Annotated in this window: 26 protein-coding genes; 14 read left to right on the forward strand and 12 right to left on the reverse strand. The window is 67.0% G+C overall.

Annotation, left to right across the window (positions count from 1 at the left end; translation table 11 throughout):
• Positions 1-9: 9 nt before the first annotated feature.
• The 11 genes from ACYVB7_RS17560 (at position 10) to ACYVB7_RS17610 (ending at position 9,734) form a co-directional block, all read left to right on the forward strand.
• Complete coding sequence (locus ACYVB7_RS17560) at positions 10-813, forward strand: Clp protease/crotonase-like domain-containing protein (RefSeq protein WP_460509853.1); 804 nt, start codon at positions 10-12, stop codon at positions 811-813.
• Between the two features lie 65 nt (positions 814-878).
• Positions 879-1,370, forward strand: coding sequence for a hydroxyphenylacetyl-CoA thioesterase PaaI (gene paaI / locus ACYVB7_RS17565; protein WP_460509855.1), 492 nt, complete (start codon positions 879-881; stop codon positions 1,368-1,370).
• A gap of 68 nt (positions 1,371-1,438) precedes the next feature.
• Complete coding sequence (gene paaK, locus ACYVB7_RS17570) at positions 1,439-2,764, forward strand: phenylacetate--CoA ligase (protein WP_460509858.1); 1,326 nt, start codon at positions 1,439-1,441, stop codon at positions 2,762-2,764.
• 28 nt (positions 2,765-2,792) lie between these two features.
• A complete protein-coding gene (paaA, locus tag ACYVB7_RS17575) occupies positions 2,793-3,842 on the forward strand; it encodes a 1,2-phenylacetyl-CoA epoxidase subunit PaaA (protein ID WP_460509861.1) in 1,050 nt (349 codons plus the stop codon).
• Positions 3,839-4,174 carry a 1,2-phenylacetyl-CoA epoxidase subunit PaaB gene (gene paaB, locus ACYVB7_RS17580; protein ID WP_460509863.1) on the forward strand — a complete coding sequence of 112 codons (336 nt, stop codon included), beginning with the start codon at positions 3,839-3,841 and terminating at the stop codon, positions 4,172-4,174. The genes paaA and paaB overlap by 4 nt, the downstream gene beginning before the upstream one ends.
• Positions 4,175-5,074: a 1,2-phenylacetyl-CoA epoxidase subunit PaaC gene (gene paaC, locus ACYVB7_RS17585; RefSeq protein ID WP_460509865.1), complete on the forward strand. Its 900-nt coding sequence runs from the start codon at positions 4,175-4,177 to the stop codon at positions 5,072-5,074.
• Positions 5,075-5,079: 5 nt separating this feature from the next.
• Complete coding sequence (paaD, locus tag ACYVB7_RS17590) at positions 5,080-5,643, forward strand: PaaD family protein (RefSeq protein ID WP_460509867.1); 564 nt, start codon at positions 5,080-5,082, stop codon at positions 5,641-5,643.
• 25 nt (positions 5,644-5,668) lie between these two features.
• Positions 5,669-6,766, forward strand: coding sequence for a 1,2-phenylacetyl-CoA epoxidase subunit PaaE (locus tag ACYVB7_RS17595; protein ID WP_460509869.1), 1,098 nt, complete (start codon positions 5,669-5,671; stop codon positions 6,764-6,766).
• Entirely contained in the window at positions 6,753-7,799 is a 1,047-nt protein-coding gene (gene paaX, locus ACYVB7_RS17600) for a PaaX family transcriptional regulator (RefSeq protein WP_460509871.1), read from the forward strand. Before ACYVB7_RS17595 ends, paaX begins: the two co-directional genes overlap by 14 nt.
• 163 nt (positions 7,800-7,962) lie before the next feature.
• Positions 7,963-8,478 (forward strand): helix-turn-helix transcriptional regulator, encoded by a 516-nt coding sequence (locus tag ACYVB7_RS17605; protein WP_460509873.1) that lies wholly within the window; start codon positions 7,963-7,965, stop codon positions 8,476-8,478.
• Positions 8,475-9,734: a type II toxin-antitoxin system HipA family toxin gene (locus ACYVB7_RS17610; protein ID WP_460509875.1), complete on the forward strand. Its 1,260-nt coding sequence runs from the start codon at positions 8,475-8,477 to the stop codon at positions 9,732-9,734. The genes ACYVB7_RS17605 and ACYVB7_RS17610 overlap by 4 nt, the downstream gene beginning before the upstream one ends.
• 15 nt (positions 9,735-9,749) lie before the next feature.
• Here ACYVB7_RS17610 and ACYVB7_RS17615 read toward each other — a convergent pair whose 3' ends face one another.
• The 8 genes from ACYVB7_RS17615 to ACYVB7_RS17650 all read right to left on the reverse strand — a co-directional run bounded on the left by ACYVB7_RS17615 (position 9,750) and on the right by ACYVB7_RS17650 (position 17,709).
• A complete protein-coding gene (locus ACYVB7_RS17615) occupies positions 9,750-11,069 on the reverse strand; it encodes a TRAP transporter large permease (RefSeq protein ID WP_460509877.1) in 1,320 nt (439 codons plus the stop codon).
• Complete coding sequence (locus ACYVB7_RS17620; RefSeq protein ID WP_460509879.1) at positions 11,070-11,549, reverse strand: TRAP transporter small permease; 480 nt, start codon at positions 11,547-11,549, stop codon at positions 11,070-11,072.
• Between the two features lie 82 nt (positions 11,550-11,631).
• Complete coding sequence (locus ACYVB7_RS17625; RefSeq protein WP_460509881.1) at positions 11,632-12,663, reverse strand: TRAP transporter substrate-binding protein; 1,032 nt, start codon at positions 12,661-12,663, stop codon at positions 11,632-11,634.
• A gap of 237 nt (positions 12,664-12,900) precedes the next feature.
• A complete protein-coding gene (fahA, locus tag ACYVB7_RS17630; RefSeq protein ID WP_460509883.1) occupies positions 12,901-14,247 on the reverse strand; it encodes a fumarylacetoacetase in 1,347 nt (448 codons plus the stop codon).
• Positions 14,244-14,462 carry a DUF2783 domain-containing protein gene (locus tag ACYVB7_RS17635; protein WP_460509885.1) on the reverse strand — a complete coding sequence of 73 codons (219 nt, stop codon included), beginning with the start codon at positions 14,460-14,462 and terminating at the stop codon, positions 14,244-14,246. The genes fahA and ACYVB7_RS17635 overlap by 4 nt, the downstream gene beginning before the upstream one ends.
• 19 nt (positions 14,463-14,481) lie before the next feature.
• On the reverse strand, positions 14,482-16,116 hold the full coding sequence (locus ACYVB7_RS17640) for an FAD-dependent oxidoreductase (RefSeq protein WP_460509887.1): 1,635 nt from the start codon (positions 16,114-16,116) through the stop codon (positions 14,482-14,484).
• A 28-nt stretch (positions 16,117-16,144) separates the two neighbouring features.
• Positions 16,145-16,705 (reverse strand): VOC family protein, encoded by a 561-nt coding sequence (locus tag ACYVB7_RS17645; RefSeq protein WP_460509889.1) that lies wholly within the window; start codon positions 16,703-16,705, stop codon positions 16,145-16,147.
• A 35-nt stretch (positions 16,706-16,740) separates the two neighbouring features.
• A complete protein-coding gene (locus ACYVB7_RS17650) occupies positions 16,741-17,709 on the reverse strand; it encodes an MBL fold metallo-hydrolase (RefSeq protein WP_460509891.1) in 969 nt (322 codons plus the stop codon).
• 149 nt (positions 17,710-17,858) lie between these two features.
• Here ACYVB7_RS17650 and ACYVB7_RS17655 point away from each other — a divergent pair, with 149 nt between their 5' ends.
• On the forward strand, positions 17,859-18,698 hold the full coding sequence (locus ACYVB7_RS17655) for an IclR family transcriptional regulator (RefSeq protein WP_460509893.1): 840 nt from the start codon (positions 17,859-17,861) through the stop codon (positions 18,696-18,698).
• Positions 18,699-18,723: 25 nt separating this feature from the next.
• Here ACYVB7_RS17655 and chrA read toward each other — a convergent pair whose 3' ends face one another.
• From chrA to ACYVB7_RS17670, 3 genes are read right to left on the reverse strand one after another with little or no spacing between them, the layout of a single operon-like run.
• Positions 18,724-20,037 carry a chromate transporter gene (gene chrA / locus ACYVB7_RS17660; protein WP_460509895.1) on the reverse strand — a complete coding sequence of 438 codons (1,314 nt, stop codon included), beginning with the start codon at positions 20,035-20,037 and terminating at the stop codon, positions 18,724-18,726.
• A gap of 12 nt (positions 20,038-20,049) precedes the next feature.
• Positions 20,050-20,961: a polyphosphate kinase 2 family protein gene (gene ppk2 / locus ACYVB7_RS17665; protein ID WP_460509897.1), complete on the reverse strand. Its 912-nt coding sequence runs from the start codon at positions 20,959-20,961 to the stop codon at positions 20,050-20,052.
• A 13-nt stretch (positions 20,962-20,974) separates the two neighbouring features.
• Positions 20,975-21,967, reverse strand: a complete 993-nt coding sequence (locus tag ACYVB7_RS17670; protein WP_460509899.1) for a UDP-2,3-diacylglucosamine diphosphatase — start codon at positions 21,965-21,967, stop codon at positions 20,975-20,977.
• Between the two features lie 98 nt (positions 21,968-22,065).
• On the opposite strand from ACYVB7_RS17670, the gene ACYVB7_RS17675 reads away from it, so the two are divergent.
• Positions 22,066-23,517 (forward strand): UDP-glucose dehydrogenase family protein, encoded by a 1,452-nt coding sequence (locus tag ACYVB7_RS17675; protein WP_460509995.1) that lies wholly within the window; start codon positions 22,066-22,068, stop codon positions 23,515-23,517.
• Here ACYVB7_RS17675 and ACYVB7_RS17680 read toward each other — a convergent pair.
• Entirely contained in the window at positions 23,406-24,659 is a 1,254-nt protein-coding gene (locus tag ACYVB7_RS17680; RefSeq protein ID WP_460509901.1) for a glycosyltransferase family 4 protein, read from the reverse strand. The two genes, ACYVB7_RS17675 and ACYVB7_RS17680, sit on opposite strands and share 112 nt — an antisense overlap.
• Before the next feature lie 167 nt (positions 24,660-24,826).
• Here ACYVB7_RS17680 and ACYVB7_RS17685 point away from each other — a divergent pair, with 167 nt between their 5' ends.
• Complete coding sequence (locus tag ACYVB7_RS17685; RefSeq protein ID WP_460509903.1) at positions 24,827-25,489, forward strand: hypothetical protein; 663 nt, start codon at positions 24,827-24,829, stop codon at positions 25,487-25,489.
• The last annotated feature ends 69 nt before the right edge of the window (positions 25,490-25,558 follow it).

Here is a 25,558-nt window from a genome sequence, read left to right on the forward strand (position 1 = left end):
GGAGAAGGCATGAACTGCATTCAACTCTCAATCTCTGGTCCTGTGGCTCGGGTGGTGTTGAACCGCCCCGACAAGCTCAACGCCTTCACCGGCGACATGCATGCCGAGTTGCGGGAGGTGCTGGACGCGGTGCAAGCTGGGGCGGGGGACTGCGCCGCAGTTCGGGTGCTGGTGTTGGCGGCGCAAGGCAAAGGCTTTTGCGCCGGGCAGGACCTGGCCGATCCGGAGGTGGCCTTCAAGCCCGGGGAACCCCCGCCGTCGCTGGGGGACGTGGTGGAACGGCATTACGCGCCGCTGGTGGAACGCCTCACCCGGCTGCGTGTGCCCACGGTGGCCGAGGTGCAGGGCATTGCCGCAGGGGCTGGGGTCAGCCTGGCGCTGGCGTGTGACATGGTGCTGGCGGCGGAATCGGCCTCGTTCATGCTGCCGTTTGCCAAGATCGGGCTCATTCCCGACACCGGGGCCTCGTGGGCCGTGCCGCAGCGCCTGGGCCTGGCGCGGGCCATGGGCCTGGCGTTGACCGGCCACAAGTTGCCGGCGGCCAAGGCCGCCGAGTGGGGCTTGATTTGGGAGTGCGTGCCCAACGACGCGCTGCCCGCGGCGGTGGAGGCCCTGGCAGCGCAGCTGGCCACCTTGCCCACCCACGCCATTGTGCGCACGCGCCAGGCCATGCTGGTTGCGCAGGCCCACACCCTCAGCCAGCACCTCGCGTTTGAAGGCTTGCTGATGCACGAACTGGGGCGCAGCGCCGACTACGTGGAGGGGGTCACCGCCTTCCTGGAAAAGCGCCCTGCACACTTCCACACGCGCTGAATGTAGTTGCTATTGAATAGATAGCTGCTTGCGCTTGTTCTAAAAGCGCCAGAGGACAAAAAAGCATGAAAGCCCATTCCGACCCAATGCACCCTGAAGGTGACGAGCGCCACGCCCTGGCACGCGACGTGGCCGACGCCATGTGGCACCGCGATGCCGCCAGCCAGGCCCTGGGCATGGCCATCGTGGAGGTGGCGCCTGGGGCGGCCACCTTGGCCATGCCGGTGCGTGCCGACATGCTCAATGGGCATGGCATGTGCCATGGCGGCTTCCTGTTCACCCTGGCCGACAGCGCCTTTGCCTACGCCTGCAACAGCCACAACCAGAACACCGTGGCGTCGGCCTGTGCCATCGACTTCCTGGCCCCGGCGCGGGAAGGCGATGTGCTGGAGGCCGAGGCCGTGGAACGCGCCCGGGGTCGCCGAACCGGGGTGTACGACATCACCGTTCGCGTGCGTGGCGGCCACACCGTGGCGCTGTTTCGCGGCAAAAGCCATCGCATCGACGGTGAGGTGCTGGCCGGGTTGGCACCGCCTCCACCGCCCCCACCACTTTGAGCATGAAAACAGGCTCCAGTGCTGACATGGAAAGCGCAAGCAGCTCACCTTTTTGAGGAGACACCCCCATGCCTGTGAACCGCCTGCGCCCGCAAGGCCTGGAGCCCATCGAAACCGCCAGCCGCGACGAAGTGTCCGCACTCCAGTTGCAGCGCTTGAAGTGGAGCCTGCAGCACGCCTACGACCACGTGCCGCACTACCGCAAGAAGTACGACGACCAAGGGGTTCACCCGTCCGACCTCAAAACCCTGGCCGACCTGGCCAAATTCCCCTTCACCACCAAAGCCGACCTGCGCGACCACTACCCCTTCGGGCTGTTTGCCGTGCCGCGTGAGCAGGTGGTGCGGGTGCATGCGTCATCCGGCACCACGGGCAAGCCCACGGTGGTGGGCTACACCCAGGGCGACATTGACCGCTGGGCCGACCTGGTGGCCCGCAGCATCCGCGCCGCCGGTGGGCGCAAGGGCGACATCGTGCATGTGGCTTACGGCTACGGCCTGTTCACCGGCGGCCTGGGCGCACACTACGGGGCCGAGCGGCTGGGCTGCACCGTCATCCCCATGTCGGGCGGGCAGACGGAAAAGCAGGTCCAGCTCATCATGGACTTCAAGCCCGAGGTCATCATGGTCACGCCCTCGTACTCGCTGGTGATTGCCGAGGAGTTCGAGCGCCAAGGCATCCAACCCCAGGACATTTCGCTCCAGGTGGGCATCTTTGGCGCCGAGCCCTGGGGCGAGGGCATGCGCGCCGAGATCGAGCGCAAGCTGGGCCTGGACGCGGTGGACATCTATGGCCTGTCGGAAGTGATGGGGCCGGGCGTGGCCTGCGAATGCATCGAGAGCAAGGACGGCCCGGTCATCTGGGAAGACCACTTCTACCCCGAAATCATCCACCCCGACACCGGCGAGCCCGTGGCCGATGGCGAGGAGGGCGAGCTGGTGTTCACCTCCCTCACCAAGGAGGCGCTGCCCATCATCCGCTACCGCACCCGCGACCTGACCCGCTTGCTGCCGCCCACCAGCCGGGCCTTCCGGCGCATGGGCCGCATCGTGGGGCGCAGCGACGACATGCTGATCGTGCGCGGTGTCAACGTCTTCCCCACCCAGATCGAAGAGCAGGTGCTGCGCGAGCCGCAACTGTCGGGCACCTACCAGATCATGCTCACCCGCGACGGCCCGCTGGACAACGTGGAGGTGCGCTGCGAGCTGCAGCCCGCCGTCAGCGGCCAGCTCAGCGAGGCCGAGGTGGCGCAGATCGCCAAGGCGGTCCAGCACCACATCAAAACCCTCATCGGCATTTCCACCCGGGTGTCGGTGTTCGATTTCGGCACGCTGCCCCGCACCCAGACCGGCAAGGCCCGCCGCGTGTGGGACGAGCGGTCCCGAACCCTTTGATTCCATTGGTTGTTCCCAGGAGCCCCTCATGTACACCCAATCGTTCAGCGTGCCGGATGACCGCGGCACCCAAGCCCCCGCGGCGGTCCAATCCGGGGCCACCAGTGCGCCAGCCCCCTCGGATGCGCCCGAACGCATGGCCGCGTTCGACGCCCGCATTGACGCCGATGGCCGCATCGAACCGCAGGACTGGATGCCCGAGGCCTACCGCAAGACGCTGGTGCGCCAGATCAGCCAGCACGCGCATTCCGAAATCGTGGGCATGCTGCCCGAGGGCAACTGGATCAGCCGTGCACCCAGCTTGAAGCGCAAAGCCATCCTGATTGCCAAGGTGCAGGACGAGGGCGGCCATGGCCTCTACCTGTACAGCGCCGCTGAAACCCTGGGCACCCGCCGTGGCGAGATGCTCGACGCCCTGCACAGCGGCAAGGCCAAGTACAGCTCCATCTTCAACTACCCCACGCTCAACTGGGCCGATGTGGGCGTGATCGGCTGGCTGGTGGACGGCGCGGCCATCATGAACCAGATCCCCCTGTGCCGCTGCAGCTACGGCCCCTATGCCCGCGCCATGATCCGCGTGTGCAAGGAGGAAAGCTTCCACCAGCGCCAGGGCTACGAGGCCTTGCTGGTTTTGATGAAGGGCACCCAAGCCCAGCGCGACATGGTGCAAGACGCCGTCAACCGCTACTGGTGGAAATGCCTGGCCATGTTCGGCCCGCCCGACGCCGACAGTGCCCACAGCGCCCAGGGCATGCGCTGGGGCATCAAGCGCATTTCCAACGACGACCTGCGCCAGAAATTCATCGACGCCACCGTGCCCCAGGCCCAGGTGCTGGGCGTGACCCTGCCCGACCCCGACCTGAAGTGGAACGAAGCCCGCGGCCATTACGACCACGGCCCCATCGACTGGGACGAGTTCTGGGCCACCGTCAACGGCCACGGCCCCATGAACAAGGAACGCCTGGCCACCCGGGTCAAGGCCCACCACGACGGCGCCTGGGTGCGTGAAGCCGCCCTGGCCCACGCCCACAAGCAGCAGACCCGCCAACCGCAACCCAACCTGAAGGAGGCCGCATGACCACCGCACCCCAAACCCATCCCGCCACCTCCGCCAACCCCGCCCCGGCCCTGAAGGAATGGCCGCTGTGGGAAGTGTTTGTGCGCAGCAAGCAGGGCCTGGAGCACAAGCACTGCGGCAGCCTGCACGCCGCCGACGCCGCCCAGGCGCTGGGCATGGCACGTGACGTCTACACCCGCCGCCAGGAAGGCGTGAGCATCTGGGTGGTGCCCAGCAAGGCCATCACCGCCAGCAACCCCGACGACAAGGGCGCGCTGTTCGACCCCGCGGCCGACAAGATCTACCGCCACCCCACCTTCTACGAAATTCCTGAAGCAGTGGGGCACATGTAAATGAACGCCGTGGCAGAACCCAACGTGGCCGCCGCCGTGCAGGCCCCCACCAGCTACCTTTTGCACCTGGCCGACAACGCCGTGGTGCTGGGCCAGCGCAACGCCGAATGGTGCGGCCACGGCCCCATCATCGAAGAAGACCTGGCCCTGGCCAACATGAGCCTGGACCTGATCGGCCAGGCCCGCCTGCTGTACAGCCTGGTGGCAAGCCGCGCCGCCACGCGGGCGGGCGATGCACCTGAGCAGCCAGCCGCAGGGCGCAGGGCGCCTTGGGCCAACGCGGTGGCGCTCAACGGGGGTCAACTCACGGAAGACACGCTGGCCTACTTCCGCGACGTGCCCGAGTTCCGCAACTTCACCTTGCTGGAGCTGCCCCACAGCAGTCCGCGGGTGGGCTACGCGCAGGGCGACATGGACTACGCCACCACCATCACCCGCAACTTCCTGTTCAGTGCGCTGATGGTGCCGTTGTGGCAGCAGCTCACCACCGGTGCCGACACCGACCTGGCCGCCATTGCCGCCAAGTCGGTCAAGGAGGCGAGCTACCACCTGCGCCACTCGCGCGACTGGCTGGTCAAGCTGGGCGATGGCACCGACGACTCGCACGCACGCATGCAAGCCAGTTTGGAACATTTGTGGCCTTACACGCTTGAATTCTGGGCACCGTCTGCTCTCGAAAAAGAAGCGGCTGACGCGGGCCTCCAGGTGGATTGGGCCCAGCTCGCCGCCGACTGGAACGCGCTGGTGGACCACGCCCTGGCCGAGGCCACGCTGCAGCGCCCCGCCACCGCCAAGGGCTACATCACCCAGGGCAAGCAGGGCCTGCATTCCGAGCACCTGGGCTTTTTGCTGGCCGAGATGCAAAGCCTGGCCCGAGCCCACCCGGGCGCCACCTGGTAACGCCCATGACCACCGCCAAGGCGCTGACGCTGGACGAGGTGTGGACCGTGCTGGACGCCGTGGCCGACCCGGAAATTCCCGTGGTCAGCCTGCGCGAGATGGGCATCCTGCGGGAGGTGCGCCAGGGGCCGCAGGGGTTGGAGGTGGTCATCACCCCCACCTACAGCGGTTGCCCGGCCATGACCCAGATGGCCGACGACGTGGTGGCCACCCTGGCCCAGCACGGCGAAGCCGCCACCGTGGTGACCCAGCTCGCCCCCGCCTGGACCACCGACTGGATCACCGACGCCGCCAAGGACAAGCTGCGGGCCTTTGGCATCGCCCCGCCAGGCCCCACCCGGCGTGATGCGCCCCCGTGTGCCGGGGCCGCCCGCCGCGAGGACGAAACCCCCGCCCAGCGGGTGCTGCGTTTTCTGCCCGGGGCCGCCGCGCCCACCAACGCCGTGCCGTGCCCGCGCTGCGGCTCGGCGGACACGGTGGAAACCTCGCGCTTCGGTTCCACCGCCTGCAAGGCGCAGTACCGCTGCCTGGCCTGCCGCGAGCCATTCGACCACTTCAAACCGCATTGACGACCCCAACGACGAGAGACACCCCATGTCCGCCCTTCGCTTTCACGATCTGCCCGTCACACGCGTGAGCCCCGAGGCCGCCGGCGCCGTGGCCCTCACCTTCGCCATTGCGCCCGAACAGCGCGAGACCTTTCGCTTCGAGCCGGGCCAGTTCATCACCCTCATGGCGCTGATCGGCGGCCAGGAGGTGCGGCGCAGCTACTCCATCAGCAGCCCGCGCAGCCGCCTGGCCAGCCATGGCGAGTTGGAGGTGGGCATCCGCCCGGTGGAAGGGGGCGTGTTTTCCAACTGGGCGGCCACCCAGGTGCGCCCGGGGGATGTGTTGGCCGTCATGCCGCCCGACGGGCGCTTCACGGTGCACAAGGCGCGGGCGATCCACCGTGTGGGGTTTGCGGCGGGCTCGGGCATCACCCCCATCCTGAGCATTGCCGCCACCACGCTGGAAGAACAGCCCCACAGCAAGTTCACCCTGGTGTACGGGAACCGGCGCATGGCCAGCGTCATGTTCAACGAGGCCTTGCAAGACCTCAAGGACCGCTACGCCGACCGCTTCACCATGGTCCACATCCTCTCGCGCCAGGCCCAGGAGGTGGACCTGCTGCAAGGCCGCATCGACGGGGACAAGGTGCGAGCCCTGGTGGCCAGCCTGCTGCCCGCGGCCAGCATGGACGAGGTGTTCATTTGCGGCCCCGAGGCCATGATCGACGCCACCGAGGCCGCCCTGCGTGAGGTGGGTGTGCCCGAGGGGCGCATCCACACCGAGCGCTTCACCAGCAGCGCCGCGCAGGCCGCCAAGGTGCAGGCTGACGTGGACGCCAAGGCCCGTCCCACCACCGCATCCAAGCTGGTGCAACTGCGCGTGCTGCTCGATGGCAAGGCGCACGAGGTGGCCGCCCGCGACGGCGAGTTCCTGCTGGACGCCGCACTGAACGCAGGGCTTGACCTGCCATACTCGTGCAAAGGCGGGGTGTGCTGCACCTGCCGTTGCAAGGTGCTTGAGGGCGAAGTGCGCATGGACAAGAATTTCACGCTGGAGGCCGCGGAGGTGGCCAAGGGCTTTGTGCTGAGTTGTCAGGCGCGGGCCCTCACACCGGAGGTGGTGCTGACCTATGACGAGCGTTGAGGGCGCGTCCGGCGCTGGCCTGTGCCCGGCCATCTGCTCTGGCTGCAACCCCGAGCAACGCACCCAGGGCCAGGCCGCCTGTGCCACCAGCCAGCGGCTGGCCGCGTTTCGCGCTGAGGGGCGGGGGCAGGCGGGTTCCGTCATCGTCACCGCCTTTGGCGACGGGGTGCTGCCCCGCGGCGGGCGCATCTGGCTGGGCAGCCTCATCGGGCTGCTGGCCCCGTTGGGCATCAACGACCGGCTGGTGCGCACCAGCGTGTTCCGCCTGACGCAGGACGACTGGCTGGAGGCCGTGGCCCATGGTCGGCGCTCCGACTACCGCCTCACCCCCTCGGGGCGGCGGCGTTTTGTGGAGGCGTCGCGGCAGATCTACGCCGCCGCCTCGCCACCCTGGGACCAGCGCTGGCGCCTCATCACCGTGACCGGCGCCTTGGAGGCCGCCGAGCGCGAGCGCCTGCGCCGCGCCCTGTTCTGGCATGGCTTTGGCGAAATGGCCGACAACTGCTTTGTTCACCCCAGCGCCGATCTGGAGGCGGTGTTTGAATCGCTGGACGGCGAGGGGCTGGGCGATGCCCTGCTGAAGCTGCTGCCCCTGGTGGCGGCCAACCCGCGCCTGCCGGTGTCGGGCAACGATGCCGACCTGGTGCGCCGCGCCTGGAACCTGGAGCGCCTGGGCCAGGATTACGCCGCCTTTGTGGCCACCTACCGGGCCATCCTGCAGCAATGGCAGTCCCGTGGTGGCGTGCCCTCCAGCATGGGCGACGACTGTGCATTCCTCATCCGCACGCTGCTCATCCACGACTACCGCCGCCTGCTGCTGCGCGACCCGCAGCTGCCCGGCGTGCTGCTGCCCGCCGACTGGCCCGGCCACGAGGCCCGCACGCTGTGCCGCCAGCTCTACCAGCAGCTGCTGGCCCCGTCCGAGCGCCACCTGGACCGCCACCTCAGCCTGGCCAGTGGCGAGGTGCCCACCGCGTCAGCCCTGCTGGGCGAACGTTTTGGCCTGAGCGACCCCTTGCGGGTGTGGGCCTGAGTTCGGATTGGCTCAAAAAATTCATAGATGTTTTTGAATTGCATCACTTTTGTGCTTCTATGAATTTTGGTGGGCATGCATCCCGTTTGCCTCGCACGGCGTCAGGATCAGCACCTCTGAATTCATAGAATTGCTTTTTTGTGGTTTTCATTAACATCTATGGATGCCAAAACAAAACACCCCACCTGCTGAGTACCCACAGGCTGTGCTGCAGCAGATCGAGCAACTGGCTCGGCACATTGCCATTGCGCGCAAGCGGCGTGGCGAAACGCAGGCGCAATGGGCTCGCAAGCTGGGGGTGTCTCAACCCACCATGGCCCGCATCGAACGCGGTGACCCGTCGGTGGCCATGGCCTCGTACGTCATGTGCATGTGGCTCATCCAACCCGACCACGGTCTGGCGGATTTGATTTCACCCCCCAATGACCGGGCGGCGCTGGAGCGCGAGGTGAGTCAGGTGACGGTCAAACGGCGCAAGTCGAGTGGGACAGCGAAAACAGGGCACACCAGCATGCAGTCAGTCCACGCGGCCCCTGAAATGACGGAGCCAAACGACGATCCGCATGCTTCCATGGCGCAGGCGCTGGAAGCCGCCCGTGGTGCGGCAACCCAGTTCGCCAATCCCAATGCGGCAGGTTTGGCGGCGCTGATGGCCGGGCACAAGGCTGCATCCTCATGACCGAAGCCGACATTTCCCCCGCCACCTACGTCCCGCAAGACCGGCTGTACGTCTGGGCCTTGGTCAATCCGATCAGCCCGATGTTGGTGGGCGAGCTGGGGTTGTCCGAGCTGGTGGCCGACTGCGCCACCTTTCGCTACGACCCCCAGTGGTGGCACTTCCCGCTCAGCGAAGACCTGCCGTTGCTGCAGGGGCAGGTGTTCACGGCGGGCGAGCGCGGCAGTGCGCCTGGGGCCCTTGACGATGCCCGGCCCGACCGTTGGGGTGAGCGCATCATTCGCCACATCGACCGCCCGGCCCGCTTGTCCATCCTGGAGATGCTGCTGTTTGCCGGTGACGACCGCTTTGGTGCATTGGGCATTTCCACCTCGGCGCAGCAGTACATTCCCCGCCGCTTGGGGCCTTACCCCGCCTTGCGTGACCTGACCGCACTGAGTGCGGCGGTGGACGACGTGCAAGCGCAAGCCCCGGTGTCCGCCGACATGCTGCGGCTGATCCAGCCCGGGGTGACCCTGGGCGGTGCCCGTCCCAAGGCCTTGCTGCACACCGACGCGGGACCGTGCGTGGTCAAGTTCGCCGAGCTGGACGATGCGGTGGACACGCCGTTGGTCGAGCACGCCACCATGACCTTGGCAGCCCAGGCCGGTATCGATGTGGCCACCACCGGCGTACTGCCCATTCCCCCGCGCCACGGCAAAACCCGCCACGCGTTGACCATCCAGCGCTTTGACCGGCAAGGCCCGTACCGTCTGCATTGCCTGTCGGCCAAAACGGTGTTGCGGGCCGCACGCCTGCCCGAAAGCTACAGCGCCCTGGCCACCGTGCTGCTGCGCCTGGGGCACCCCGACCGGCAACAGGCCCAGCGCGAAGAGCTGTTCAAACGCATGGTGTTCAACATCCTCATGGACAACACCGACGACCACGAGCGCAACCACAGCCTGCGCTTGGCATTCGATGGCTACCATGAACTCACCCCGGCGTACGACGTGGTGCCCACCCTGCAAAACCTGGGTTATCAGGCCCTGGTGGTGGGCCGTGTCGGGGCGCAATCCAGCCTGGACAACGCGCTGACGGAATTGGGCGAGTTCGGCATCAAGCGGCCACGCGCCATCGAACTGGTGCGGGAGGTGGCCCGTGTCGTGGACGGGTGGGAAGCGCATTTCGCGCGGCTGGGCGTGTGCGCCGCCGATCTGGCGCTGCTGCGTGCCAGCATCGATCGGGATGCACTGAAGGCCCAACGGCTGGCCTACTGCTGAGGCCTGGCAGTCCGGCTAGCCCACAAACTGCACCAGCCACAGCGGCACGATGGGGAAGAACAGGAACAGCAGCGTGCGCAGCACGTCGCTGATGAGGAAGGGCATCACGCCCTTGTAGCTGTCGGCCATGGGCACGTCGCGGGCCAGGCCGTTGACGATGTACACGTTCAAGCCCACCGGTGGCGCCACCAGGCCAAAGCCCACGGTCATCAGCACCATGATGCCGAACCAGATGGCGGTCAGGTCCTTGGGCATGCCGAAGTCCAGCGCCATGATCATGGGGAAGAAGATGGGCACGGTCAGCAACAGCATGGACATTTCGTCCATCACGGCACCCAGCAGCACGTAGAACAACAGGATGCCGGCCACCACCATCAGGGGCGACAAGCCCCAGCTGCCCACCACGGCGGCCATTTGGTTGGGCACCTGCGTCATGGCCAGGGCGGCGTTCATCAGGTCGGCCCCCATGAAGATCAAGAAGATCAACGCGGCGCTGGTGGCGGTCCCCAGGAAACACTCCTGGAACTTGCGCCAGGTCATTTCGCGCTTCATCACGCCGGTGATGAGCGTCAACGCGGCCCCCACCGCGGCCCCTTCCGTGGGGGTGAAGAAGCCCCCGTAGATGCCGCCAAACACCGAGGTGAAGATGATCAGGATGGGCAGCACCCCCAACAGCTTTTGCAGCGTCATGGGCTCGGGAGCCGAGTCATGCTCGGGGGCCTGCCCGGGCACCACCCGCACATAGATGGCCACCGCCACCATGTAGCCCACCATGGCGATCAGCCCTGGAATGACCGCGGCGGTGAACAGCTTGGAAATGTTCTGCTCGGTCAAGATGGCGTAGATCACCAGCACCACCGAGGGGGGCAACTGGATGCCCAGCGTTCCTCCCGCGGCCAGCACGCCCGTGGCCAGTCGGCCCGAGTAGCCATGGCGTTTCATTTCAGGCAAGGCCACGCCCGTGATGGTGGCGGCGGTCGCCACCGACGAGCCACTGATGGCCCCGAACGCGGCACAGGCGAGGATGGACGCCATGGCCAGGCCCCCTTTGAATCGCCCCATCACACTGGCGGCAAACGCGAACAGCGAGCGGCTGATGCCGCCGTGCGTGGCGAAGTTGCCCATGAGGATGAACAGAGGGATCACCGACAGGTCGTAACTGGCGAAGCGGGCGAACGCCTGGGCGTTCACGAAATTGGCAAACGGGGGCCAGCCCGCTTGGTAGATGTAGCCGAAGGCACCTGCCAGGAACATGGCCACGGCAATGGGAAAACGCACGGCCATGAACAGCAGCATGCTGCCGAAAATGAGCCCGGTCAAAGCAAGGGGGGACATTCAGTGGCGCTCCTTGACAGCGTCAAAACCCACCATGGCCTGGGTGATGCCGATGACGGCGGTGAGGGTGAAAGGGGGAACCATGGCGGCGTAGACGATCCACTCGGGGATGCCCATCAACATGGTGGCCGAGTTGGCGTTGTAGGCGCTGAACCCACCAATGACGGTGCGCCAGGCCAGCAGTGCAAAGATGGCGGACAGCACCAGCGCCCCGATGCGGTCCATGACCGCGTTGGTGGCGTCGCTGCAACCGGAGGTGAAAAAGTCCACGATGATGTTGCCCTGCCGAACCTGGCACAGCGGCATGAACAAGGCGATGGCGGCGCCCGTGGCCAGCGCGGTCATTTCAAACGCGCCCGGAATGGCGTCGTCCGTGAGGTTGCGCAGCAGCAAATTGCCGCAGGTCAGCAGCGTGATGACCGTCATCAGCAGTCCCGCCAGGATGGCGCACAGCCGGGCCAGGGTGGGTAGGGCTTTCAAATCGAATCCTCCTGGTGGGTGAGGCAAAAAAAACGGGGAAGGAGGAAACCCCCCTGCCCCAGCTGGCGTGCGTGTCCGCGGCTTATTTGGTGTACTTCTGGATCAGGGCCTGCGCGTCCTTGTACAGGGCGGCACCGTCAAAACCCTTCTTGTTCATGTCGGCGATCCACTCGTCGTCGATGGTGGACGAAGCCTTCTTCCAGTTTTCCAGCTCGGCTTTTTCAATCACGGTGATGGTGTGGCCACCCTTGATCATCTTTTCCTTGCCGGGCACGTCGTTGCCGGCCTGGGTCTTGCCGAGGAAGGCCGAGAACTCGCGACCGGAGTTCTTGTCGATGACGGCCTTCAGGTCTGCGGGCAGGGAGTCGTACTTGGCCTTGTTCATGGGCACCACAAACAGGGCGGTGTACAGCGCATGGTCGTTGCGATCCGGTTCGGCGGTGAATTTGGCCAGTTCGTCGATCTTGATGGAGGGGCCCACTTCGTAGGGGATCACCGCCCCGTCGATGGTGCCCTTGGACAGGGCATCGGGGACTTGAGGCACGGGCATGCCCACGGGTTGGGCCCCGAGTTTGGACAGCAGCTTGGTGGTCAGGCGGGTGGGGCCGCGCAGCTTCAGGCCCTTGATGTCCGCCATGGTCTTGACCTGCTTCTTGCTTGTGAAGATGTTGCCTGGGCCGTGCACGTGCATGGCCAGGATCTTGACGTCCTTGTACTCTTCCTGGGCATGCTTTTCATAGAAGTCCCAGGCGGCGCGGCTGGTGGCCTCGGCGTTGGTCATCATGAAGGGCAGCTCGAACACCTCCATCTTGGGGAAGCGGCCTGCCGTGTAGCCGGGCAGCGTCCACACCACGTCGGCAATGCCGTCACGGGCCTGGTCGTACAGCTGGGGCGGCGTGCCGCCCAGTTGCATGGAGGGATAGATCTGGCAGGCCAGGCGGTTGTTGGAGTCCTTGGCGATGTTGTCGCACCAGGTCTTCAGCATGGTGGTGTGCTGGATGGTCTGTGCATTGAGGAAATGGTGGACCTTCAGGGTGATGGTTTCTGCGTGCGCAGACCAGGCCGCGCACAGCAGGCCCGCGGCCAGGGCGGTGTGTTTGATCAAACGGTTCATGGCTTGTCTCCTTGTTGTTCAGGGCGGGCGAATATGCAATATGTTACGTGTCCTGCCCCCGGTCTCCGCTGGGGTTTTCCCTGCTGAAGGGACGCCGACCCTGCAAAAGTGAACTATCTTGCTTTGCCTCCTGCTGAAACGGCGTCTGGGGGCAGTGTGGGGTTTTGGCGCACCTGTGGCTAGCGTGCATGCGGAACTAACTGGTATGTTGGAACCGCATGACCGCTGCCGACGGGGTCAGCGTGACAAGGCGGGCAGTAGCGTGGCCCGGCATTCCCCAAACCCGATGCGGGCCGCGCCGGGGGCCTCGCACCAACCGCGCATGACCACCTCGTCGCCATCGAGCAAGAAGGTGCGCTGGCTGCCGTCGGGCAGGTTCACGGGCAGCTTGCCGCCTTGGGTCAGTTCGATGAGGGCGGCGGCCTGGGTGGGCTCGGGGCCCGACAGCGTGCCCGTGCCCAACAGGTCGCCCGGTTGCAGGTTGCAGCCGTTGACGGTGTGGTGGGCCACCATCTGCGCCAGCGTCCAGTAGGCGTGGCGGTAGCTGGTGGTGCACAGCACATGGGCGCCTTGGCCTTGCTGGCGCATGGTTTCGCTGGCAATGCCGATGTCGAGCCGGATGTCCAGTGCGCCGTGCTGGCGGTTGGCGTCGCTGGCCAGGTAGGGCAGGTCGTCCCACTTGCCGTCCAGCCGCTCCAGGGCGGTGCGGTAGGGGGCCAGGGCCTCCAGGGTCACCACCCAGGGCGACACGGTGGTGGCGAAGTTCTTGGACAAGAAGGGCCCCAGCGGCTGGTATTCCCAGGCCTGGATGTCGCGGGCCGACCAGTCGTTGAGCAGGCAGATGCCAAACACATGGTCTTCGGCCTCGTCCAGGGCGATGGGCTCGCCCAGCGGGTTGCCGGTGCCCATGAACACGCCCAGCTCCACCTCCCAGTCCAGCCGCTTGCAGGGGCCGAAGCTGGGGGTGGTGGCCCCCGGGGGCAGGGTTTGGCCGTTGGGGCGGCGCAGGGGGTGGCCCGACACCTGGATGCTGGACGAACGCCCGTGGTAGCCGATGGGCACCCAGGTGTAGTTGGGCATCAGCGGGTTGTCGGGGCGGAACAGCTTGCCAATGTTGGTGGCGTGGTGGATGGAGGTGTAGAAGTCGGTGTAGTCGCCGATGTGCACCGGCAGCCCCAGGCTCACCTCGGCTTGCGGGTGCAGGCTTTGGCGCACCACGGCCTGGGTTTGCGGGCTGGCCTGGTCGGACAGCAGCGCAAACACCGCGTGGCGCAAGGCTTGCCAGGCCGTCGGCCCCATGGCCATGAAGGCGTTGAGGCTGCTTTGCCCCGCGGCCAGGGCCGCTTGCTGGGCCAGGCCGCTCAGCAGGCCCGAGGCGGCCAGGTTGGCCAAATCGAGCACTTCATTTCCAATAGCAATGCAGCCAATGAAGGAAAGCGTGGGAGCCGTTTTTTTCTTGTAAACGCCCAGGGGCAGGTTCTGGATGGGGAAGTCCGTGCCCGCCACGTTGGCGCTGGCCACCCAGCTGCGGGCGGCGGGGTTGTGGGTGTGGTTGAGGGTGAAGGGGGTGGCGGCTGCGTTCATGCGGGGGTGTCCAGGGTGTTTTGACGGGCCAGGGCCAAGGCTTGGGAGAGTACCGCACGGTCGCCCACGTGGTTGGCCAGGATGAGCACCAGCTTGGCCAGCAGCATGTCGGCCTGGTCGTCGGTGAGGTCGCGCTGGGCGGCAATCAGTTCTTCGTAGAAGGCGTCGGGGCCGGGGATGTTGGGGGTTCGGATGAGTGGCGAGGTGTGGGGCATGAAAGTCTCCGGGGCCGGATCAGTGCAGGGCCAGGGCGCGTTTCAGCGCGGTCTGGGCGGCGGCGGCGTCAAAGGCGCGCCAGCGGGCGGCCACATGCTGATCGGGGCGGATCAGGTACACCGTGCCGGGCTGGGCGTCGTAACGCTGGGCCAGGATGCCTTGGGCGTCCACGATGTCCTTGCCCACCTCCAGCACCTGGGCGGCGACTTTGCCCACGCTCACGCTTTCTGCGCCGGGGCCAAAGCTCAGCAGGGTGAAGCCTTGGCCCAACTGGTTGAGCAGCCATGCGCTTTCTCGTCCGTGGGGTCCGTCTTTCAGGATGGGGGCGTCGGCGCAATTGGTGCCCGGTGCCATCAGGCCCTGGAAGGTGGCCGTGTCAGGGGTGTTGAGCGACGACTGCACGTACGGCGTGGGTGTGGACAGCCGTCCGCTGTTGACCAGCGGGCGGGCGAACGGCTCGGTGCGGGCCAGCTCCAGCACCGCGTTGCGCAGGCGCAGCGAGGCCCGGCTTTTGGGGGTGATGAAGTCGGTGGAGCGGGTGGAGTTCAGCAGGTTGTCGTCCGCGGCAAAGGCTCGTTCTTCGTGGTAGCTGTCCAGCAGCGCCAGCGGGGCGTCGCCTTTCAAGATGAGGGCCAGCTTCCAGCTGAGGTTGTCGCAGTCCTGCACGCCGGTGTTGGCCCCCCGGGCGCCAAAGGGCGACACCTGGTGCGCCGCGTCGCCGGTGAACAGCACGCGCCCATGGCGGAAGTTGTCCACCCGGCGGCAGGCAAATTGGTAGACCGACACCCATTCCAGCTCGAACTCCACGTCCGGCCCCAGCATGGCCTGGATGCGGGGGATGACGTTTTCCGGCTTTTTGGCCTCGGTGGGGTCGGCGTCCCAGCCCAGCTGGAAGTCGATGCGCCAGACGTTGTCGCACTCCTTGTGCAGCAGCACGCTTTGGTTGCGGTGGAAGGGCGGGTCGAACCAGAACCAGCGCTCGGTGGGGAACTCGGTCTTGCTGATGACCACGTCGGCAATCAGGAAACGGTCCTGGAAGAAGTGGCCGGTGAAGTCCGCGCCCACCATGCGCCGCGTGTCGCTGTTGGCGCCGTCGGCGGCAATCACCCAGTCGGCCTGCAGCTTGAACACGCCGTCGGGCGTTTCCACGGTCAGCGTGGCCACGTCGTCGCCGGTGCCTGAGGTTTGCTCCAGGCTCAGCAGCTTGTGCTTCCAGCGCAGGTCCACCAGCGGATGGGCGTCGCAGGCTTTCACCAGTTCTTCCTCCAGGTGGTACTGCTGGAGGTTGATCATGGCGGGCATCTTGTGGTCGCTTTCCGGCAGCAGGTCGAACTGGTAGGCCAGGTCGTTGCGGAAGAACACCTTGCCCACTTTCCACTGCACCCCACGCTGGGCGTAGCCTTCACCCAGCCCCAGCCGGTCCCAGATTTCCAGTGGGCGCTTGGCGTAACACACCGCCCGCGAGCCGATGCTGACGGTGTTGTTGTCGTCCAGGATCACGCTGGCCACGCCGCGGGCGGCCAGGTCCAGCGCCTGGGTCATGCCGATGGGGCCCGCGCCGATGATGACCACCGGGTGGCGCTTGACAACGCCTGCCGCCTGTTCGGGGCTTTGGCGGTAGTCGAACTGGGGGTAGGTGTAGGTCTTGAGCATGGGCGGCTTTCGCGGTGGGGCGGCGGGCTCAGGCCTGGCCGTTGGGGGCGGTGGCGGGGTTGAACTCGCGCTCGTGCATCCAAGCGGCGTGCTGCGGGGCCTTTTTGGTCTTGGACCACTCTTCCAGCATGTCCCACTTCACCTCGTCGAGCTTTTGGTACATCTCGGGCGTGCCCACGTCGGCGGCCAGCTCCAGGCGGTGGCCGTTGGGGTCGAAGAAGTAGATGCTCTTGAAGATGGTGTGGTCGGTGGGGCCCACCACCTCAATGCCCTCGGCCTGCAGGCGGGCCTTGGTGTCTTCCAGCGTCTTCAGGCTGTCCACCTTGAAGGCGATGTGCTGCACCCAGGCGGGGGTGTTGGTGTCACGGCCCATTTCGGGCGAGTTGGGCAGCTCGAAGAAGGCCAGGATGTTGCCCTGCCCCGCGTCCAGGAACAGGTGCATGTAGGGGTCCGGGGCCTTGGTGGAGGGCACCTGGTTTTCGGCGATGGCCAGCACGAAGTCCATGTTCAGGTGCTTGACGTACCACTCCACGGTTTGTTTGGCGTCCTTGCAGCGGTAGGCCACGTGGTGAATGCGTTCGAGTTTCATGTTTGGGTCTCCTGAGGGGTTCGGGGTGAAAAAAATCAGCCTTCCAGCGCCTGCCACATGGCCACGTCGCGCTCGGCGGTCCAGATGCGTGGGTCGGGGTGCTGCGTGGCTTCGTCGTAGGCGCGGGTCACGTCAAACGGCATGCAGTGGTTGAAGATCACCCAGTGGCCGTACTTGGGTTGCAGCGCGGCAAAGGTGCGCTCGTACACCTTGCGCAGGTCTTCACCCGCTTCGGCCCCGGCCTGCACATTGCGGTACAGGTCGGAAATGAAGGCGCGGGTGCCGGCCAGGCCCGCCTGCACCTGCTCGGGCGTTTGCAGCGCGGCACCGCGGCCGGGCACCAGCTTTTCGGGCTTCAGGGCGGCGATGTTGTCCAGCGTCTGCGGCCAGTCCTTGAAGTAGGCGTCGCCCGCGTAGGGGGTGGCGTCGAACTCCACCAGGTCGCCGCTGAACAGGATTTTTTCCTGCGGCAGCCAGGCCACGGTGTCGCCCTTGGTGTGGCCACGGCCAAGCTGCAGAATTTGCACTTCCAGCTTGCCCAGCCACAGGGTCATCTTGCCGGTGAAGGTGAGGGTGGGCCAGGTCAGGCCGGGGGGCACGCTCTCCACGTTCTGGAACAGGCGGGGGAAGCGGCCGATTTCGCTGGCCTTGTCGAACTCGCCGCGCTCCACGATCAGGTCGCGGGTGTCCTGGCTGGCAATGATGTGTTCGCATCCCTCGGCCTGGTAGGCGCTGGCGCCCAGCACGCGCACCGCGTGGTAGTGGCTCATCAGCACGTACTTGATGGGCTTGTCCGTCACCTCGCGGATGCGGCGGATCACGTCCTGCGCCATCACCGGCGTGGCCTGGGTGTCGATGACCATGACCGCGTCGTCGCCAATGATGATGCCGGTGTTGGGGTCGCCCTCGGCGGTGTAGGCGTAGGCGTGGTCCGACAGCTTGTCAAAACTCACCTTCTTCACGTCAAGGTCGGCGGCGGAGGCAAAGGTCTTGGGGGCGTTCATGGGTGTGTGGGGTGGAAAATTTGCAAACAACAAATGCGTTTGATCAATGTCAAGCGATTGTGGGTTTCAAATTCGTTTTAGTCAAATGCGTTTGATAGGTGTAAACCCTTGGATGGGGTTTCGGGACCAGTGACGCGACAATCGGAGGCATGTCCAAGCGTTCAGAAACCGTTTCAATGCCGCCCGATGCCGAACCAGGCATGGACGATGGCGCACGCACCTCCCGCGGCATCCAGAGCGTGGAGGTGGGCGGGCAACTGCTCAAGGCCCTGGCCCGCTCGGGGCGTCGCATGGCGCTCAAGGACCTGGCGCGCGACGCCGACATGACACCCGCCAAGGCCCACCCCTACATGGTCAGCTTCTGCAAGCTGGGACTGATGGAGCAAGACCCCGTCTCGGGCCACTACGGCCTGGGCCAACTGGCGGTGCAGCTGGGCCTGATCAGCCTGCAGCAGGTGGACCCGGTTCGCCTGACCATTGCCGAGCTGCCCGCGCTGGCGCAAACGCTGGGCGTGACGGTGTCGGCGGCGGTGTGGGGGGGCAACGGCCCCATCATCGTGCGGGTGGAGGAGGGGCCGCGGGCCGTCAACGTCAGCATGCGCCACGGCATTCCGGCCTCGCTGCGGCACACCGGCACCGGCAAGGTGTTTGCGGCCTTCATGGACCCGGCCCCGGTGCAGGCTGCGCTGGTGGCGCAGGGCGAACCCACGGCCTGGGCCGACGCCGCCTTTCACGCCGAGCTGGAGCAGGTGCGCCGCACCGGGGTCACGCGGGTCAACCAGGAGCTGCTGCAGGGCATTTCGGCCATGGCCGCGCCGGTGTTTGATGGCTTTGGGCGGCTGGCGCTGGCCATCGCGGCCATGGGGCCTTCAGCCTTGATGGACTTGTCGGACGGCAGCCCGCAGGTGCGGGCCTTGCGCGAGGTGGGCCGCCAGCTCTCGCTGCGCCTGGGGGCCCCCGCCACCCGGGTGAAGGTGTTGGCCGACTGAAGGCTCCCCCGGGCGGGGCCGCGCCTCAAAGGCTGCCCAAACCCCCCAGCGCCGCCCCCACGCCACACGCCAGCCCCACCACCGCCCAGGCGGGCCAGCGGCCACGGTGCAGCAGGCCCCACCCGGCGGCCACCAGCACCGCATCACCCACGCTGAGCAGGGCGCTGGAGAGCACCGGGTTCACCCACGCCGCGGCCAGCAGCCCCACCACCGCAGCATTGATGCCTGAAATGGCCTTCAGCGCTTTTTCTGTTTGCTTCCATTGCTCCCAAAATGGGAGTGCTCCGGCCAGCAGCATCCACGCCGGGGCAAACACCGCCAGCAGCGCCAACAGGCCCCAACCCAGGGCCGTCAGGGCGCTTTGCCACAGCGGGGCCTGGTGCAGGTCGCTGGCCACCGGGGCCAGGGCCGTGCCCAGGTAGGCGGCAAACGTGAACAGCGGCCCGGGCACGGCCTGTGCCGCGCCGTAACCGGCCATAAAGGCCGAATCGCTCACCCACCCGTTGGGCACCACCTCGGCCTGCAGCAGGGGCAGCACCACATGGCCGCCGCCAAACACCAGGGCACCGGCACGCACAAAGGCATCCACCACCGCCAGCACCATGCCGGGCCACACGCCCATGGCCAGTGGCAGGCCCAGCAGCAGCGCCGCCAACGCCGCCAGCCACCCAAGGCCTTCGCGCCGCGACACTGGCCAACGCATGGGGGTGGCCGTGGGCACGGGGGCGGCAGGCCGCGCGGGAGGGGCCCACAGCACCCAGGCCACGCCCGCCGCGGCCATCAGCGCCACCTGCACCCAGGCGTGGGGCCAGGCCCAGGCCACCATGGCCGTGAGGACCAGGCACAGGCGCCGAGGGGTGTCGGGGCACAGGCTGCGGGCCATGCCCCACAGCGCCTGGGTCACCACCGCGGCGGCGGCCAGCTTGAGCCCGTGCAGTGCCCCTTGCATCCAGGCGGGATTGAGCGTGTGGCCCCAGCGGCCCAGGCCCCAGGCCAGGGCCATCAGCGCCAAGGCCGAGGGCAAGGTGAAGCCCGCCCAGGCGGCCAGTGCACCCCAGCGCCCGGCGCGCCACAGTCCCAAGGCCATGCCCACCTGGCTGCTGGCCGGGCCGGGCAGCGCCTGACACAAGGCCACCAGGTCGGCGTACTGCCGGTCGTCCAGCCAGCGGCGTTGCACCACCAGGGCCTGGCGGAAATGGCCCAGGTGCGCCACCGGGCCGCCAAAGGCGGTCAGCCCCAGTTGCAGGAAGGTGAGGAACACCGCCCACGGGGTGTCGCCCTGGGGGGCGGCATCGGAGGGGGGCAGGCGATGGCGTGGCGCGGGCGTCATGCCGCCCATTGTGCGGGGCGCTCAGTAGCGCTCGGGCACCATCATGTCGGCCGGCACGGCCTGGCGCACGTAGTCTTCGTGGCGCTCCCGTTCCGGCAGGGTGATGGCGGTGCGCTCCACCTCGGTGTAGGGCATTTGCTCCAGCAGGTGGGCAATGCAGTTCAGGCGGGCCTTCTTCTTGTCGTTGGCTTGCACCACCCACCAGGGCGACTCGGGGATGTGAGTGCGCTCCAGCATCACCTCTTTCACCTTGGTGTACAGCTCCCAGCGGCGGCGGCTTTCCAGGTCCATGGGGCTGAGCTTCCACTGCTTGAGCGGGTCGTGGATGCGGGCCAGAAAACGCGTGTGCTGCTCTTCGTCCGAAATGCTGAACCAGTACTTGATGAGCTGGATGCCCGAGCGCACCAGCATCTTCTCGAACTCGGGCACCGTGCGGAAGAACTCTTCGTACTCCTCGTCGGTGCAAAAGCCCATGACCTTTTCCACCCCGGCGCGGTTGTACCAGCTGCGGTCGAACAGCACGATTTCACCGCCCGCGGGCAGGTGCGGCACGTAGCGCTGGAAGTACCACTGCGTGCGTTCGCGGTTGTTGGGTGCGGGCAGTGCCACGGTGCGGCACACCCGGGGGTTGAGGCGCTGGGTGATGCGTTTGATCACGCCGCCTTTGCCCGCGGCATCGCGCCCCTCGAAGATGATGACCACCTTGTGCCCCGTGGCCACCACCCAGTCTTGCAGCTTGACCAGCTCGCCTTGCAGCTCGAACAGGTTCTTGAAGTACGAGGCGCGGGCCACACGTTGCTCGGCCAGGGTGGCCTCGTCGGGCTGGGCCAGCTCGTCCACGAACTGGTCTTCAATTTCCAGCTCCAGTTCTTCGTCGTAGCCGTCGGTCAGTTCGGCCTGGATGCGTTGCAACCACTGGCTGCGGTCAATCATGGGTGGGTCCTGCTCAAGGGGAGGGCGGCAAACCCCCCATGCTGGCGATTTTGTGTGACAACGGTGTGACGTTGCCATGACCGCCAGGCGTCCAGAGCACGATCTCCAGCCGGCCGTCCATGTGTTCCACCAGGGCGCTGAGGCTTTCCACCCAGTCGCCGTCGTTGCAGTACAGCGTGGGGCCGATGCGCCGCATCTCCGGGCGGTGGATGTGGCCGCACACCACGCCGTCCAGCCCGCGCCGGTGGGCCTCGGCGGCCACGGCTTCTTCGAAACGGGTGACAAAACTCACCGCCGACTTCACCTTGTGTTTGATGTACTGCGACAGCGACCAGTACGGCAGCCCCAGCCGCGCCCGGGCCGAGTTGAAGTGCCGGTTGACGCGCAGCAGCGCCTCGTACAGCGTGTCGCCCAGGTGGGCCAGCCATTTGGCGTACTGGATCACGCCGTCAAAGTGGTCGCCGTGGATCAGCCACAGCCGCTGTCCGTCGGCGGTGACGTGCACCGCCTCGGGCACCACCTCCACGCCGCCAAAGTGGTGGTCGGTGAAGTGGCGGGCAAATTCGTCGTGGTTGCCGGGCACAAACACCACCTGGCAGCCCTTGCGCGCGCGTTTGAGGATTTTCTGCACCACGTCGTTGTGCGCCTGGGGCCAGTACCAGCGGCGGCGCAGTTGCCAGCCGTCGATGATGTCGCCCAGCAGGTACAGCTGCTCGCTGGGGTGGGCTTTCAGGAAGCCCAGCAGCGCCTCGGCCTGGCAACCCGGTGTGCCCAGGTGCACGTCCGAAATGAACACCGCCCGCAGCCGCGGGGGCTCGGCACCGTCGGCGCCCTCGGTGCGTTCCGGGCGCTCGGGCTGCTCCGGCTCCACCAGACGCCCGGCCACCCAGGGCGGGATGTGGCTGGGCGCGGGGCGCGCCAGCGGGTGCGGCGGGGCAAAGAAGCTGGGCTGTTGCATGGCCAACCAGTGTTGGCCGGGGGCGTGTCGCCACCATGGCAAGCCCATGAAGCTTTTGTGACGGCGGTGTCAACAAAACTTCATGCCACTGACCCGGGGGTTTCATGGGCGCTGCCCACCATGCGCTGCACCAGGAGGTGCTGATCATGAAAGTGGTGGTGGTGGGTGCAGGTTATGTGGGGCTGGTCACGGCGGCGTGTCTGGCCGAATCGGGCAACCGCGTGGTGGGGGTGGACACCGATGGTGCCCGCGTCGCCTTGCTCAACGCGGGCGGTGTGCCCATTTACGAGCCGGGCCTGGAAGACATGGTGCAACGCAACCTGGCGGCCAACCGCCTGAGTTTCAGCACCCACCTGGCCGGGGCCATGGTGCATGCCGACGTGGTGTTCATTGCCGTGGGCACCCCGCCCAACGAGGACGGTTCTGCCGACCTGCAGCACGTGCGGGCCGTGGCCCAGCAGGTGGGGCAGTGCCTGCAACCGTTCACCGTGGTGGTGAACAAGTCCACCGTGCCCGTGGGCACCGCGGGCGAGGTGCATGCCCTGGTGGCCGAGGCCCTGGCCCGGCGTGGGCTGGACGCCAGCGCCTTTGCCGTGTTGTCCAACCCCGAGTTTCTGAAGGAAGGCGCGGCCATCGACGATTTCATGCGGCCCGACCGCATCGTCATCGGCGTGCCCGACGGCCCCGAGGGCGAGCAGGCCCACCAGCTGATGACGCGGCTGTACCAGCCCTTCAACCGCCACCACGACCGCACGGTGTGGATGGATGTGACCAGCGCCGAGCTGACCAAATACGCCGCCAACGCCATGCTGGCCACGCGCATTTCGTTCATGAACGAAATGGCCCTGCTGGCCGACCGCGTGGGGGCCGACGTGGACCACGTGCGCCGGGGCATCGGGGCCGACCAACGCATTGGCCACAGCTTTCTGTACGCAGGCACAGGTTATGGCGGCAGCTGCTTTCCCAAGGACACCCGGGCCCTGGTGCGCACCGCCCAGCAGCAGGGGCTGGACATGGCCGTGGTGCAGGCGGTGGAAACCGTCAACGCCCGCCAGAAGCAGTTGCTGCCGCACATGGTCACCCGCCTGTTTGGCGAGGACCTCAGCGGGTTGAAACTGGCCGTGTGGGGCCTGGCCTTCAAGCCCAACACCAACGACATGCGCGAGGCCCCCAGCCGCACCGTGCTGGTGGACCTGCTGCGCCGCGGGGCCCAGGTGGTGGCGCACGATCCCGTGGCCACCACCGAAGCGCTGGACGCCCTGGTGCACGACCTGGGCCTGGGCCCGCGCCACACGCCCGAGGCGCAGGCGGTGCTGGAGCGCCTGACGCTGGCCACCGAACCCATGGCCTGCGTGGATGGGGCCGATGCGCTGCTGGTCATCACCGAGTGGAAGTGTTTCCACAACCCCGACTTCGAGGGCATGGGCCAGCGCATGCGCCGCCGCATCATCCTCGATGGGCGCAACCTGTACGACCCGGCCCTGCTTCAGGAAATGGGTTTTGTGTACCAGGGCATCGGGCGGCGCAACGCCTTGGCCGGGGCGCTGCCGTCGGCCACCAAGTCCAACCAGATGGACTCGACCTGCGTGGCAATCTGAGTCCAGTCCCGGTCCAGCACGGCCTGGCGGGCCTGCTGGCCCAGTGCGCCGCCCATCAGCGGCTGGCGGGCCAGCAACTGGCCCTGGCGCACAAAGCCTTCCTCGTCACCCGCCGGGGCCAGCAGGCCGGTGTGCTGGTGCACGATCAGCTCGGCGGCGGCGGCCTGTCCGAAGGCCAGCACCGCCAGCCCGCTGGCCATGGCTTCGGGCACCACGTTGCCATAGGTTTCGGTCAGGCTGGGGAAGACGAACAGGTCGGCGCTGGCGTAGTGCCGGGCCAGCTCTTCTCCGGTCTTGGCACCCACCAGCAGCGCGTCGGGCAGGCGGGCTTGCAGCTCGGCGCGGGCCGGGCCGTCACCCACCACCACCCATTTCAGCAAGGGGTCGGCGGCCTGCATGGCACACACGGTGCGCACCAGCAGGGGCAGGTTCTTCTCGGGGGCCAGGCGGCCCACATACAGCGCCACCCGCTGGCCCGTGCCCTCGGCCACGCCCCAGGCGGCGCGCAGCGCCGGGTCGCGCCAGGTGGGTGAAAACGCCTGTGTGTCGATGCCCCGGGCCACCACGTGCAGCCGCTCGAAGCGTGCTTGCGCCAGCTGCTGGCGCAGCTCCTCGGTGGGCACCATGGTGCAGTCGGCCAGGTTGTGGAACTTGCGCAGGTAGGCGGCAATGGGCTTTTTCAGCCAGCCCACACCGTAGTGGCGGCTGTAGGCGTGGAAGTTGGTGCGGAAGTCGGTGCTCACCGGCAGGCGCAGCTTGCGGGCGGCCTGCAAGGCCGACCAGCCCAGCGGCCCCTCGGTGGCAATGTGCACCAGGTCGGGCCGTTGCAGCGTCCAGGCGGCAATCAGCCGCTTCTTGGCCGGCAGCCCCAGGCGCAGGTGCGGGTAGCGCGGGATGGGCATGCCCCGGGTCAGCAGCTGTTCGGGGGTGCTTTGGGTGTCCATCCCCTGGCGCGGGCGCACCAGCTGGATGAGGTGGCCGCGCGTCTGCAGCGTCGTCATCAGCCGTGCCAGCGTCAGCGCCACGCCGTTGATTTCGGGGGGGTAGGTCTCGGTCACCACCGCCAGCCGCAGCGCACGCCGCGGGGGGACGAGGTGTTCGATGAGCAGCTCGGGGGCGGAGGCGGTGTCGAGTGTGTCCATGCCCGCATGGTGGGCGGCGCACATCACAGGCGTGTGACAGACGCGTGTGACAGCCCGCAAGGCCCGCGCTTCATGGAAAAGACACCAAAACGCCGTCAACCGGTCACACCGCGGGCCGACAGTGCAGCTTCCGTTTTCTTCCCTGTGTTTTCAACCGGAGACCTTGCATGCAAAGCTTCATGGACAAAGTGCGCATCCTGCGCTGGGACGACCACCGCTACTACCACCAGTGCCGCATCAACCAGACGCTGCACCTCATCAGCGCCCTGAGCTTCCTGGTGGCCTATGCGCTGCTGTTCGTCGATCCGGCCTGGTCGGGGCTGGTGGGCTGGCTGGTGGGCATGGTCACGCGGCAGTCGGGCCACATCTTCTTCGAGCCGCGGGGGCATGACACCATCCACAACGTGTCCTACGAGTACAAGGAGAGCATCAAGGCCGGTTTCAACATGCGGCGCAAGGCCATCATCATCGGTGTGTGGCTGGGCCTGCCGCTGCTGCTGTGGGTCAGCCCCAGCCTGGGCGGCCTGATCCAGCCCGCCACCGACCTGAAAGGCTATGTGCACGACGTGGGCCTGCTGTGGTTCACCCTGGGGGCCAGCGGCGTGGTGCTGCGCACCCTGCACCTGTTTATGCTGCGCTCGCCCGCCTGGGGGCTGGCCTGGGCCACCAAGATCGTGACCGATCCGCTGCACAACATCGACATGTACTGGCGCTCGCCCTTCCTGCTGCTGAGCGGGCAACGGTACGACCCGCTGACCGATCGCAGCCATGCCGCGGGCACCCACGAGGCCGGTGACGCCGATGAGGCCGTGGCCCCGACGGGCCGATGAATCCATCGGTAAACCCACGTCGTGCGCAGGGAAAAGGGCATGACCGATAGTGCCCTTTTCCCCACTTCT

The organism is Hydrogenophaga soli (assembly GCF_054777695.1).